Origin of the sequence: Paenibacillus sp. J14, from assembly GCF_000518465.1 — a bacterium.
Lineage (GTDB): Bacteria > Bacillota > Bacilli > Paenibacillales > Paenibacillaceae > Fontibacillus > Fontibacillus barengoltzii.
This window is the reverse complement of record NZ_JADQ01000087.1, coordinates 1-12,029: the sequence shown is the minus strand read 5'-3', so window position 1 is coordinate 12,029 and position 12,029 is coordinate 1. Positions and strand designations below refer to the sequence as shown.

Below are 12,029 nucleotides of genomic sequence, written 5' to 3'. Positions count from 1 at the left end.
TTGTGGTAAAGTGGCTCACAGGAGCTTCCTCCTTCTTGGTGTGTTGTGCGTCAAACATCACTTTACCAAGGGAGAAGCTCTTTTTCTATATCCGCTTTTTCCAATTCCTACACCCACAGAGATTTTACACTATCTCATGGGGAGGACGGAAGATGAAACCGATCCTTGAATATTGTACGAACAATGCCAGTTTGGGCACGGACGAAGCGATTCGGAAAGTGAAGGAGCAAGTCGATTGTGATATTTATGAGTACGGCTGCCTGACCGCTTGCGGCACGTGTTATTTGTTTCCGTATGTGCTGGTTGACGGCGAGCAGGTGGAGGGGGAAGATGCGGACCAATTGGCCGAACGTATCTTGCAAAAAATAAGGGAGGCCCATCCGTAACGAATAGGACTCCCTGACGTATTATTCGTAGACCTTCAGTTCGTTGTAGAACGTATCCCGTTCAACCGGTATGCGTCCGGCCCCTTTGACGAGCCAGATCAGTTCTTTCAACGTTAAGCCTTCCGGAGTTTGCGCACCAGCCGCATGGCTGATTTGCTCCTTCAGAATCGTGCCGTGCACGTCCGAAGCCCCGAAGGCTAAGGCAACCTGCGTCAACTGGACGCCGATATTGATAAAGTAAGCTTTGATGTGCTGGATGTTATCCAACATCAAGCGGCTGATCGCGATCGCTTTGAGATCCTCAAAGGCCGAGTTGCGGCGCATGATGCTGGCGTTCTTATTACGCGGTTGCATGGACAACGGAATAAATACTTGGAACCCGCCGGTTTCATCCTGCAGATCGCGGATTTGCAGCATATGACGAACGCGATCTTCGTAGGATTCGATGGAGCCGTACAGCATCGTCGTTGGGGTCTTCATTCCCAATTGGTGCGCCGTCCGATGGACGTCCAAATATTGGTCGACGTTGGCTTTCTCCACCTTCATCTTCTCCCGATATTGATCCGACAAGATCTCCGCACCGCCGCCGGTTAAGGATTCAAGGCCGGCTTCTTGCAGCCGCATCAGCACTTCCTTCGTGCTCAAACCGCTGAGCCGGGTGAAGAATTCGATCTCCGCCGCCGTATACGCCTTGATGGTCACATGCGGGAAGTTCTCTTTCAGCGCTTTGAGCGAGTCCACATAATATTGGAACGGCACGTGGTTGTTGTGCCCGCCTACGATATGGAACTCACGGACGCCCGGGGTGATGTGCTGCTTCACGTAAGCGACCATTTCCTCCCCGGAAAGCGTATAAGCCCCTTCTTCTCCTTGATCCTTGCGGAAGCTGCAAAACGCACAATGAGATTCGCAGACGTTCGTGAAGTAGAGGCTCATATTTTCGATAAAATATACCTTTTTCCCGTTCTTACGCAGGTTAACTTCATTTGCTAATTGCCCAATCGTCAATATATCATTGCTCTCATATAGATAGACACCGTCTTCGAGGTTGAGGCGTTCGCCTTGGCGGACTTTGTCCACAATTTCGGCCATTCTCTTGTCGGTGTTTGGGGTGACTACAGTGAACATGACGTTCCCTCCGTTTCCAATTGCATAAATACCTCGTATCCTAACAGTATGAATTACCTACCTATTATAAACCTCACATTCCAAGCGGGCAATAAGCCGAGGGTGAAGATATAAAGATTGGCAACTAGAAAGATCACAGTTGTTGAGCGATTGGAGGAGAAGGAGTATAATTTTTCGTAAAGGAGTGAGTGCATAATGATCAATATTAGCGACAGCGCCATGGCGCGGATTAAAGATATGATAGCTCAAGAAGAAACCCCTAATATGTTCCTGCGTGTCGGAGTGAATCCCGGCGGTTGCAGCGGCTTTTCCTATGGAATGGGCCTGGATGATCAGGAGAGCGAACAGGATGTCTATATGGACATCAAGGGGCTGAAAGTCGTTGTGGATAAGGACAGCATCCGTTATTTGAACGGTCTAGAGATCGACTTCAAGGAATCCGGCATGAGCGGCGGCTTCACCATCCACAACCCGAACGCCATCGCCACCTGCGGCTGCGGGCAATCGTTCCGCTTTAAGGACGAGGAAGGCACGCCGCAACCTTGCGATTGATTGGATACAAATTAAGGACTCTTCCCATCGGAAGAGTCCTTTTTTCATGACTGCGATTCAGGCGGAGGCTCGGGGAGCTCAACCTGCTCAGCGGCAGTCGCATTCGGTTCCTCATACAAATGAGAACGCCGTTCGAACCATTGGAACAGATGGGTGAAGATCACCTTCAGCACAGCGTAGCCCGGTACGGCGAGGATCACGCCCAGTACACCAAACAGATTGCCGGCAGTGAGGATCACGAAGATGATGGTGATCGGATGAATGCGTAACGTCTTGCCCATAATTTGCGGCGAAATGAACTTGCCTTCGATGAGCTGGACAACCGTCCAGACGACGATCAGCTTCAGCAGCATGATCGGCGAGGTAACGATGGCCACGATGATCGCTGGGGTGATCGCGATCGCCGGCCCAAGGTACGGAACGATGCTCGTGAACGAGGCGATGATCGCCAGCGTCAGCGAATAATCCAGGCCGATGATCACGAAGCCGACATACATCAGCGCCCCGATGCAGAAGCTGACGATAATTTGCCCGCGGATGTACGAGCTGATCTGGTTGTTCATCTCGGTCATCACATGGTGCGTCTGTTCACGGAAGCGTACGGGCACGTAACGCAGGATGAACTTCGGCAGCTTCTTGCCGTCCTTCAACAGATAGAATAAGATGAACGGCACGGTGATGATGGCCAGCACGACGTTCTTAACGGCTCCAAGGAAGCCGCCGATGCCGGACCAAGCGTTGTTCAGCAAAGCGGTCCCTCGCTCCGATAATGTGTGGGACAGATCGTCCAGATTAAAGCCGGTCGACTCTTGGACTTGATGGAAGAAGTTGCTGCCGATCAAGCTTTCGAACTGTCGCTGCACCTCCGCCGTATATCGAGGTAAATTTTCAATCAAACTCAAAATCTGCTCCTGAACCAACGGGATCACGGTCATAATCAACACCGTGAGGATCCCCGCGATAAACAGATATAACCCGGTAATCGTGTAGACTCGGCGGATGCGCTTCGTTTCCAGCCAATCCACCAGCGGATTGAGCAGATAATAGATCGCTCCGGTAAGCAGAATCGGGAGCAAGACCGTTTTGAGCAACACCGTAATAGGTCTAAACACGAACGGAATATGGGCGAACACCAATATATTCAAGCCAATTAGCAAGACAACGAGCAAAAACACCACAAAACGGTTATTTAGAAAAAACCTTTTGAATCGGTCCCCCCAAGGTTGCGTACTTCCCATGCCAATAGAACCTCCTGTATCTTTCTACTATCCCCAAGTCACGATAATTTCTATGTAGTAATACGCATAAATGTGATTTGGTTCCCATTTTTTTGTGAAAAAAAGCCCGGAAGCGATCTACAAGCGATGCTCCGAGCTTTTTCTGTGCGGTCAGGAGCTCCCGACCTGCTTTAGAAAAATTGACGATTTACCATCATAACGACCATGCAGGCCGCTGCCAGAGAAAAGACGATACAGCCGATTCCGAGACCTTTACGCGTTGTTCTGGCCATTTTGATACCCGTGAGGAACAATGCGACGGTAATGCCGGCCAGTACCAACGACATGGCGATCATGGCAAACCAATAGAGGACCTCGAACAGAGCTGCCTCAAATGAAGAACCTTCTGTATTCAAAGCTTGTGAACTCTCCTTCCTCTGCTAGTCATAGACCAACGTCTCCCCTTAATATACGCGAAAACCCTCGCTTTGCATAGAAAGACCCTGCCTGACAGCCGTACCGGAGAAAGGGCTTAAGCCTTGGACAATCATCCAAGAATACGAATCTACAAATGAGTACTATACCGTATAGTGAGAGGAAGGGGATGGTGTCATGGCGGGGAGACAATTGGCCAATAAGTGGCTCAAGACCGAAGCGCTTCTCAGCAACGCGGTCGTGGCCGCCCACATACCGCAAACCCGATTGTACAGTGCCGATTCGTTAAGAAGCATGCTGCATCAGTTCGGCATGGTCGTCATTAAACCCCTCCGCGGCGGCGGGGGGTATGGTGTAATTAAGGTAACTTATGCAGGCGGAGTTTATGCTTATACCTATATGTCCCGGACACGCACGTTTTCCAGCTTTGAAGCGATGTTTCGTTCCTTAAACCGAGTGAAGGTCGGACGTAAGTATATGATCCAGCAAGGGATTCATTTGGCCCGAATTGCCGGACGCCCGATCGACTATCGGGTGAAGGTCGTGAAAGAGAACGGAGTTTGGGTTTATCGCTCCATGGTCGGCCGGTTAGCCCGACCTGGGTTGTTCGTGACCAACTTGTGTAAGGGCGGGACGATGCTTAGTGCCCGTGCGGGGCTCAGCCGGTCCCTGGGCCGCAAAATTGCCGCCAGCAAGAAACGGGAGATGCGTACGTTAACGAATATGAGCATACAGATTCTGGAGGCTCGGTTTCCGGGGATCGGGCAGCTTGGGTTTGATTATGGTGTAGATCGGAACGGAAAGATCTGGATTTTTGAGGTAAATACGCGGCCACAATAAGCTCGGATTGTCGGAAAATAAAAAAATTTTTGGAGAAAAATGGGAACAGATGTCCTGTGAATAACTTTTGTCCACATTATCCCACTAGCTTTTTCAACGGTTTTCGATATTTACTAACACGTTATTCACAGGATTTCCACAAGGGTTTGTGGATAACAAGAACACTTGTTCTACTAAACTTTTCCTGTTATGATGGGGAAAATACTAGAAAGGATGTGTTATCAATGGCGCTGTTAACGGATGAGTTGCTCCTCGAATCCTATCAGAAAGCAACCGAACTGCAGTTGGATCGGGAGTTTATCGCACTGCTGTTAGCAGAAATTCGCAAACGCGAATTAGAGCTTGCCGCGCCGTCCGTTTTGCACTAATTGTGGACAACCTGGCTAACTTCTTTAAGAAGGATAAAATTATCCCCAACCATCAAGGCGCCCGCCAGGCGTTGACATGATAAATATAAGCTTCATGACAATGCGGACACTGAACGACATGTTCGCAGCCCGAAGGAATACGCGCGGAGATGGCTGAGGTATACTGATCAGCGGATCCGTAGGGGCTGTAAGGCCCAGCGTAATCTTCTCTTTTTCCAGCATTCTCTAGAACGTGTCCGCAATCGGGGCAGGTGGCGTTTAATGAAGCTAAGCCGTTGCATAACGGGCATATATATGGCAAAGGGTATCTCTCCTTTACGATATGATCTTCCGTAAAGGTAAGATACCCTTTTGTTTACTAGAACATGTAAGAACGTGGATTCACTGCTTATGGTTACAGCTTCAAGTTACTGCTGTGACCTGGGGACAACTTCGCTTCTGGATCAATATAGACCTTAGCGTTGTTGACCGCTGTCGGTGCTTCGCCGAATCCGACCGCAATCAGGTCCAATTTGCCGGGATATGTCGTAATGTCACCGGCCGCAAAAATACCTGGAATCGAGCTTTCCATCCGGGAATCGACGACAATAGCGTTGCCTTCAATCTCAAGGCCCCATTCTGCGATCGGTCCGAGCGACGAGACAAATCCGAAGTTGACGATCACGTCGTCCACAACGATCTCTTGAGTCTCCTTCGTCTTAACGTGCGCCAGCGTGACGCGTTCGATGCGATCGTCACCGTGAAGCTCTGCGATTTCCGTTGGGGTAATGACTTGGACGCGGGAAGCCATCAGCTTCTCAACGCTGTGCTCATGCGCCCGGAATTTATCGCGGCGGTGAATCAGCGTCACTTGCTCAGCGATCGGCTCCAGCATCAGTGCCCAGTCGACTGCGGAGTCGCCGCCGCCGCTGATCAACACTTTTTTGCCGCGGAACCGGTTCATATCGCTGACGAAATAATGCAGGTTCGTTTGCTCGAAGTGGGCGGCATTCGGAAGATCCAGACGACGAGGTTCAAACGCGCCAACTCCAGCAGTAATGATAATGGCACGCGCATAGTGAACGCCCTTATCGGTGGTCACCACAAAATGGCGCTCTTCTTTCTTCTCAATTTGCAGCACCCGTTCCTCCAGACGTACGTCCGGTTCGAACAGCTTTAATTGTTCATGCAAGTTGTTGATCAACTCTTGCCCGGTCACTTTAGGAAAGCCAGCCACGTCATAAATATATTTCTCAGGGTAAAGGGCAGCCACTTGCCCCCCAAGCTGAGGCATACTTTCAATCAGTTTAACAGAAGCTTTTCTCATTCCGCCGTAAAAAGCGGCAAACATACCCGCCGGTCCACCACCAACAATCAGAAGGTCTGTGAATTCGGCGTTATTTTGGGTTGACACGTGTCAAACACCTCCAGATGGTTTCTTTTTTCTCTATAACTAAAATGTCAATTCTACTTTATTATAATGGTCGAATCCCTGGTTTGGAAAGGCAAGATGAAAAGTGTCGAAAATCTGGAATATAATCCGTTGAAAGTCCTATAATTACGGGTAAAATAAGACTTGATCTTTTAGGCAAAAGCCGATATCATTCAAATGTATGCATTCATATTTGTGACGAAAAAAGTACATTTATGATTATACGACAGAAGACTTTTGCTCATCCTACAAATAAGGTTTAAACTAGTACTAAAATGTGACAAATGTCTCTGGATTGACCAAATGTGTGGATGACTGAAACGGTTTGAGTTGGTACAGAGTGGTTTTTTATGTGTTAATTTTCACATTGCGTTATTGGCTTTAAATCAAATATAGAGTGCGTAATATTGGAAGGAGAAAAATACATGAGTACCATACCCAAAATAGTGATTCTTGGTGCGGGTTATGGCGGCATTCTTACCGCGCAGCGGCTGCAGAAAGAGTTGAACTACAATGAAGCGGACGTCACTCTGGTGAATCGGCATGATTATCACTACTTCACGACGCATCTGCATATGCCGGCAGCCGGGACGGACTCCATTGAACATACCCGAGTGGCCATATCCAAATTAATTGACGAATTTAAAATCGATCTTGTGAAATCGAATGTGCAGGAGATTCGTCTGGCCGACAAGAAGGTCGTGCTGCAGGACGGAACCCTTTCATATGATTATCTGGTGATCGCGCTGGGCGGCGAACCGGAATCCTTTGGTATCCCGGGCCTGACGGAATATGCAATGACGATCCGCAGCATCAATTCCGTGCGCTTGATTCGCCAGCATATCGAATATCAATTTGCCCTATATAAAATGGACGAAAGCCGGACTGACCGTTTGAACTTCGTTGTTGGCGGTGCGGGTTTCAGCGGCATTGAATTCGTTGCCGAGCTGGCTGACCGGATTCCGCAGCTGTGCAAGGAGTACGACGTTGATCCAAATCTTGTTAACGTGTACAACGTAGAAGCTGCACCAACAGTTCTGCCGGGCTTTGATCCGGAGTTGGTTGAATATGCGATGGACGTACTGAAGAAGAAGGGTGTACAGTTCAAGATTGGCGTAGCGATCAAGGAATGCACGCCGGATGGTGTTATTTTGGCCACGGGAGAGGAAATTAAGTCGCAAACCGTTATTTGGACCGGCGGGATCCGCGGGAACCGTCTCATTGAAGCGGCAGGTTTCGAGACCGCGCGCGGTCGCGTGAAGGTCGACGATTATTTGCGTGCACCTGGTCATGATCATGTCTTTATCATCGGGGACAATTCGCTGATGTTTAATCCGGAAGGGCGCCCATACCCGCCTACGGCCCAAATTGCCATGCAGCAAGGAGTTACCTGTGCGCAAAACGTGGTGGCGGCCATTCGCGGCAAAGAGCTTAAGAAATTTGTGTTCAGCAATAAAGGAACCGTAGCTTCGCTGGGTAAAGGGGAAGCGATCGCCAGCGCATTTGGGAAGAAATATAAAGGTTGGGTTGCAGCCCAATTGAAGAAGCTGGTGGATATGCGTTATCTGTTCATTATCGGCGGGATTCCGCTGGTGTTGAAGAAAGGAAGATTCTTCTAAGATGCGTCACTGCAGCGTACAGGTTCGAGGGCTGCTCACGCGGGATGAGCTGGATCGCTATAACGCCTTGATGGAAGTGGGATCTTACCTGGAATCGCAGCAGCGTTACGATTTGGCTTATACGGTGCAGAAGGAAGTGGACCTTCTGATCCAGCCAGCCATCGAACGGCTGAAGGAGAAGAGCCGGGAACGCGATCGGGCGACGGCGGAGTTCCTGAAGTCGATGGAGGCAGAGGCGGAAGATTAAAAGAATAAGAAAGGGTGTGTCGCACGAGGCGGCACACCCTACTTTTTTATCGATATGGAATTACACTTTCAACATCTCGTCCAAACGCTCTGCATTCAGCAGATTGCCGACGTAAAAAGCACCAAACTCGCCAAAACGTGCGCTGACTTCGTCAAACCGCATTTCATACACCAGCTTCTTAAATTGCAGGGCATCGTCGGCGAATAGAGTTACGCCCCATTCCCAATCGTCGAGCCCTACGGAACCGGTGATGATCTGCTTCACTTTGCCGGCATAGCTGCGGCCGATCAGGCCATGGCTGCGCATCATTTCGCGGCGCTGTTCCATCGTCAGCATGTACCAGTTGTCGGAGAGTTCCCGCTTTTTGTTCATGGGATAGAAGCAGATATGGTTCGTCTTCGGGAGGATCGGCTGCAGACGGGCCATCACTTCTGGATTTGCCTTCGGGTCACCGCCGCCGGATGCGAGATAATTGCTAAGTTCTACAACGCTGACGTAGGAGTAGGCTTTGGTCGTATATTCAGCAAAAGTTGTTTTGTTAAAGGCCGTCTCCAAAGCGTTCAACTCTTCCAGGCTTTCGCGCAGGTGCATGAACACGAGGTCGGCTTTCTGTCCGACGATCGAATACACCGCAGTGCTGCCCGTTTTGGATTCCTCCATCAAATCCCATTCTTTCAGGAACGTATGCAGCTCCTCCAGGGCCCCGGCGCGTTCTTCGTCATCTGCCGCTTTCCAGGCGGTCCAATCGATCGTGCGGAAATCGTGAAGCGCATACCAACCTTCTAAGGTCAGAGTAGCTTCGTTCATGTATAATCACTCCTAGATTCATTCTGATCCTCATTTACGAATTGCCAATACGTATCTTATTGTATCGCATGGAGCCTAAACGGAGCAAATCGATTCACTTATTTTTCATGTAAAGTTCATTGCTTCGTTACATAATATCTAGTAAACTTACTACTAGCTTGATGAAGTGTGATTTACTTTATAGTCAATGAAGATTCGAAAAAAGTTTGGACGCTGCATACCTTCATTGACCGCTTCGTGATCGAAAGATGCCTTTTTGAATGACCTATAGAAGGGTGGGGGAAGAGTCGATGGGTTGGCTCATCGTACTGGTGCTGATGGTTCTCTTCTTCGTGATGATGTTCGGCATCGGTTTCATTTTGAATATGTTAATGAAAACAACCTGGTTTCCGGCGTACGTCTTTATCATCGTCATTTTGCCGGTTGTGGTCTATACGCTGTGGGACCATGAACAGAGCTTCGGGACCTATCTGGCATCGTTCCGGCTGGTCGATTATTTGACGGCATTCGCCGGGCTGTGCGGGGCGATCCTGAGCGGTTGGACGATTCGAAAGCTGCGGCTAGGCGGATACAAAATGTTTTAAACAAAAGCGCGAGTGCCTCGGGGATACCTCTGAGGTCTCGCGCTTTTTCTCTGTGTACATTTACTAGTTGTATCGTTATTCCTGCTGGCTTCGCTTCCATTTCTGATATTCAAGGAAATCCTTAAATTCCTTCTTGCTGACGCCCGAAGTCATCGCTTCCTGCACCAACTCCGACCATTCCGGATCAAGTAATTCCGGTGCGGGGCGGTCGCCGTACAATAGCAGGTTGATCGAGACGTTGAGAGCGTCGGCTATCTTCTGGATGAAGGAAATCGAGGGATTCGATTGAATATTACGCTCCACGTTGCTGAGGTAGGATTTCGCCACATCCGCCTTCTCCGCCAGCTCGGACAAGGAGTACCCTCGGTCTTGCCGTAGTTTCTGAATACGCTCGCCTATATGTTCTGCCATGTAGCCGTCGCCCTTCTATCAGAAAAATATTTTTTGATGTCATTATATCAGAATAAATGATATCGGACAAAGGTGTTAAGTCGGATGTTCAACGTTACATTTCTCCTTGTTCGGCTTGCTTTGATGCGTCAATTCTAGTTGGGGACTTCGCGTCCGACTGCAAATGATGCACTTCCGGTTTTTCATCTTCTAGTCTGGCGATCGCTTTCCACAGGACAACAACCGTATAAAGAAATAAGAGGACTCCTGGGAGGATCAACAGGGTGACCTTCCCTGCTTTCGATTCGGCAAAACTTAAAATATAGCCCGCGTACGGTAAGTTTAATCCGGTATATACGCCGGTTACATGCGCAGGGTGTACCAATTCCACATCGGCAGTATGGTTATTATCGCCTTTTGTCCGATACAGCACCTGGCCGCTGTGTTCGTCCTGTGTCACCTCAACAATCCGGTGGGTTATCCGCTTGTTATGCCTGGACTGAAAGGTGATGACGTCGCTGACGTCAAAACGGGTCATATCTCCGCCCGGTTGAATGATCACGATGGAACCTCTTGGGATGACAGGGTCCATCGAGTCGGACAGAACTGTGCTCAGCTGATAACCGTAGATGGTCGATTCGCTACCGAAAACCTTTGAGAGTACCACTGAGCCCGCCACGGTAAAGAAGGCCACCGCCATTAGGAACGTCAGCGCGTTGCCTAACCATTTACGATTGCGCATGATTTTCACCTACTTCCGAAGGAATCGCGTTCTCTCACGCCAACGTCGTCCTCCCCATCCTTCGGCTCGGACAGAATCGGCAGGCTTCATTTCCGTGTGATCCTCGCGTACGTTGGTGAATTCGCCAAAGCTTGTGTCAACCTGGCGGGTCCATAAGTGCAGAGTCGAGAAAATCAATTCGGATTACTTCCTGTTGTTCGCTATTAATTTCGTTATTGAGAACGGATGCTGTGATTCGAATATACCCGAAATGTTTAAGGATAGGAAAGGCGAAAATCCAGCAATTTGTTCTTAATTAGGAACAATTATCTTTCTTTTCCTGAGAAAATCTAGTAATTTCCATCCGTTTTCACAGTTTATGTTCTCTATAAGAAACAATGTCTAGCTCTTGATCAGTGTCGAAATTTGGCCCAATCTGACAAGAGGGTTCGGGATTAAACAAAATAAGCTATCTTTTTCGACGAAAACGGGTTGGTGAATTTACGTAGAATGACATACTTTTCAAATTTTAGACGCTATAATAATTAGCAAGATGCTTACTAACTAAGGAGATGCATTAGCTCAGAAGCACCAGATAAGGGTAAACCTGCTGAAAAGCAGGGGCGCAAAGTCTCAGATCTAAGGTAGGAATACTAAGATGGCTGGACTGCCTGGGACAAAACCAAATGATCTTAGGAGGAGATTGTTGTTGAAGAAATCCGCCCAGGTTATTTCTTATGACCCCGGCAACGTTGACCCGGAATGGGTGATTTTACTTGCCATGGCAAAGGAGGAGGGGGTCTCGATTGATGAAGTTCGGCGTTTTTTAGCCGGAGATCGCTCTTATTTAGAAGAGTGGCATTTACATAACAAATAGATGAAGAAGAAGAGAGGTCAAGGGCCGCCCTATCAGGGGACGGTTCTTTTTTTGGGGTTATTCGGACGAGAACATAGGCCCTGGTGCAGCTCAGGAAGAAAAAGGGGGATTTTTGTAGGCTGGGGACGCGTGTCAACTCATATAAAAATGTTACCGAAGGATAATGGTTCACTCACGTAATTTTGTTACCCAGTGGAGGCTGTTACATAGCCTCCACTGGGCGCGTAGCGGAGGCAGNCGTCACGGGNTGGGAAAGCAGCGCTTCCAACTGATTGTGTAATGCAAGCGGATCTTGGGAAGTCTGATACGCCTGTAACCGTTGGGTTTGTTCTGGTCGTAGCACGCCCAATTCGATTAACCGGGCAACGGGTGTTTTGGCCGTGTCGAATGTTTTCTTTACACGAGCCCCGCGACGCTCCTTGCCGATCAGCTTGCGAGTGGGCAAGC

General features: G+C 49.0%; 15 protein-coding genes and 1 riboswitch. Of the genes, 8 read left to right on the top strand and 7 right to left on the bottom strand.

The genetic code is table 11. The features are described from left to right. Positions 1 to 152 precede the first annotated feature (152 nt). The gene (locus M891_RS0121425; protein WP_016310954.1) at positions 153 to 386 is read left to right on the top strand and encodes a YuzB family protein; all 234 of its coding nucleotides are present in this window, start codon (positions 153 to 155) and stop codon (positions 384 to 386) included. A 21-nt stretch (positions 387 to 407) separates the two neighbouring features. On the opposite strand, the gene mqnE is transcribed toward M891_RS0121425, so the two are convergent. Beyond that, the gene (gene mqnE / locus M891_RS0121420; RefSeq protein ID WP_016310955.1) at positions 408 to 1,514 is read right to left on the bottom strand and encodes an aminofutalosine synthase MqnE; all 1,107 of its coding nucleotides are present in this window, start codon (positions 1,512 to 1,514) and stop codon (positions 408 to 410) included. A 195-nt stretch (positions 1,515 to 1,709) separates the two neighbouring features. Between mqnE and M891_RS0121415 the strand changes: the two genes are divergently transcribed. After that, entirely contained in the window at positions 1,710 to 2,066 is a 357-nt protein-coding gene (locus tag M891_RS0121415; RefSeq protein ID WP_028540206.1) for a HesB/IscA family protein, read from the top strand. A gap of 44 nt (positions 2,067 to 2,110) precedes the next feature. Here M891_RS0121415 and M891_RS0121410 read toward each other — a convergent pair whose 3' ends face one another. Both M891_RS0121410 and M891_RS0121405 read right to left on the bottom strand, forming a co-directional pair. Beyond that, positions 2,111 to 3,304, bottom strand: a complete 1,194-nt coding sequence (locus M891_RS0121410) for an AI-2E family transporter (protein ID WP_016310957.1) — start codon at positions 3,302 to 3,304, stop codon at positions 2,111 to 2,113. Between the two features lie 170 nt (positions 3,305 to 3,474). Next, complete coding sequence (locus tag M891_RS0121405; RefSeq protein WP_009224804.1) at positions 3,475 to 3,699, bottom strand: hypothetical protein; 225 nt, start codon at positions 3,697 to 3,699, stop codon at positions 3,475 to 3,477. A gap of 196 nt (positions 3,700 to 3,895) precedes the next feature. Here M891_RS0121405 and M891_RS0121400 point away from each other — a divergent pair, with 196 nt between their 5' ends. Both M891_RS0121400 and sda read left to right on the top strand, forming a co-directional pair. Continuing rightward, positions 3,896 to 4,558, top strand: a complete 663-nt coding sequence (locus M891_RS0121400) for a YheC/YheD family protein (RefSeq protein ID WP_028540205.1) — start codon at positions 3,896 to 3,898, stop codon at positions 4,556 to 4,558. Between the two features lie 224 nt (positions 4,559 to 4,782). Continuing rightward, the gene (gene sda, locus M891_RS0121395; protein ID WP_028540204.1) at positions 4,783 to 4,926 is read left to right on the top strand and encodes a sporulation histidine kinase inhibitor Sda; all 144 of its coding nucleotides are present in this window, start codon (positions 4,783 to 4,785) and stop codon (positions 4,924 to 4,926) included. A 394-nt stretch (positions 4,927 to 5,320) separates the two neighbouring features. On the opposite strand, the gene M891_RS0121390 is transcribed toward sda, so the two are convergent. Further along, positions 5,321 to 6,319, bottom strand: a complete 999-nt coding sequence (locus M891_RS0121390) for an NAD(P)/FAD-dependent oxidoreductase (protein WP_016310960.1) — start codon at positions 6,317 to 6,319, stop codon at positions 5,321 to 5,323. 443 nt (positions 6,320 to 6,762) lie between these two features. Here M891_RS0121390 and M891_RS0121385 point away from each other — a divergent pair, with 443 nt between their 5' ends. Then, positions 6,763 to 7,956, top strand: coding sequence for an NAD(P)/FAD-dependent oxidoreductase (locus M891_RS0121385; protein ID WP_016310961.1), 1,194 nt, complete (start codon positions 6,763 to 6,765; stop codon positions 7,954 to 7,956). A 1-nt stretch (position 7,957) separates the two neighbouring features. Further along, a complete protein-coding gene (locus M891_RS0121380) occupies positions 7,958 to 8,203 on the top strand; it encodes a hypothetical protein (RefSeq protein ID WP_028540203.1) in 246 nt (81 codons plus the stop codon). Positions 8,204 to 8,263: 60 nt separating this feature from the next. Here the strand turns inward: M891_RS0121380 and hemQ are convergent, their stop codons facing one another. Next, on the bottom strand, positions 8,264 to 9,010 hold the full coding sequence (gene hemQ / locus M891_RS0121375) for a hydrogen peroxide-dependent heme synthase (RefSeq protein WP_016310963.1): 747 nt from the start codon (positions 9,008 to 9,010) through the stop codon (positions 8,264 to 8,266). Positions 9,011 to 9,300: 290 nt separating this feature from the next. On the opposite strand from hemQ, the gene M891_RS0121370 reads away from it, so the two are divergent. Further along, positions 9,301 to 9,594 (top strand): YuiB family protein, encoded by a 294-nt coding sequence (locus M891_RS0121370; RefSeq protein ID WP_016310964.1) that lies wholly within the window; start codon positions 9,301 to 9,303, stop codon positions 9,592 to 9,594. A gap of 75 nt (positions 9,595 to 9,669) precedes the next feature. Here the strand turns inward: M891_RS0121370 and M891_RS0121365 are convergent, their stop codons facing one another. Further along, complete coding sequence (locus M891_RS0121365) at positions 9,670 to 10,005, bottom strand: helix-turn-helix domain-containing protein (RefSeq protein ID WP_028540202.1); 336 nt, start codon at positions 10,003 to 10,005, stop codon at positions 9,670 to 9,672. A 94-nt stretch (positions 10,006 to 10,099) separates the two neighbouring features. Continuing rightward, positions 10,100 to 10,726, bottom strand: coding sequence for a signal peptidase I SipW (gene sipW, locus M891_RS24350; RefSeq protein WP_036701385.1), 627 nt, complete (start codon positions 10,724 to 10,726; stop codon positions 10,100 to 10,102). Positions 10,727 to 11,295: 569 nt separating this feature from the next. Then, a riboswitch (cyclic di-GMP riboswitch) is annotated at positions 11,296 to 11,380 on the top strand. A 34-nt stretch (positions 11,381 to 11,414) separates the two neighbouring features. Here sipW and M891_RS25465 point away from each other — a divergent pair. Beyond that, a complete protein-coding gene (locus M891_RS25465) occupies positions 11,415 to 11,582 on the top strand; it encodes an anti-repressor SinI family protein (protein WP_164744191.1) in 168 nt (55 codons plus the stop codon). Positions 11,583 to 12,029: the final 447 nt, after the last annotated feature.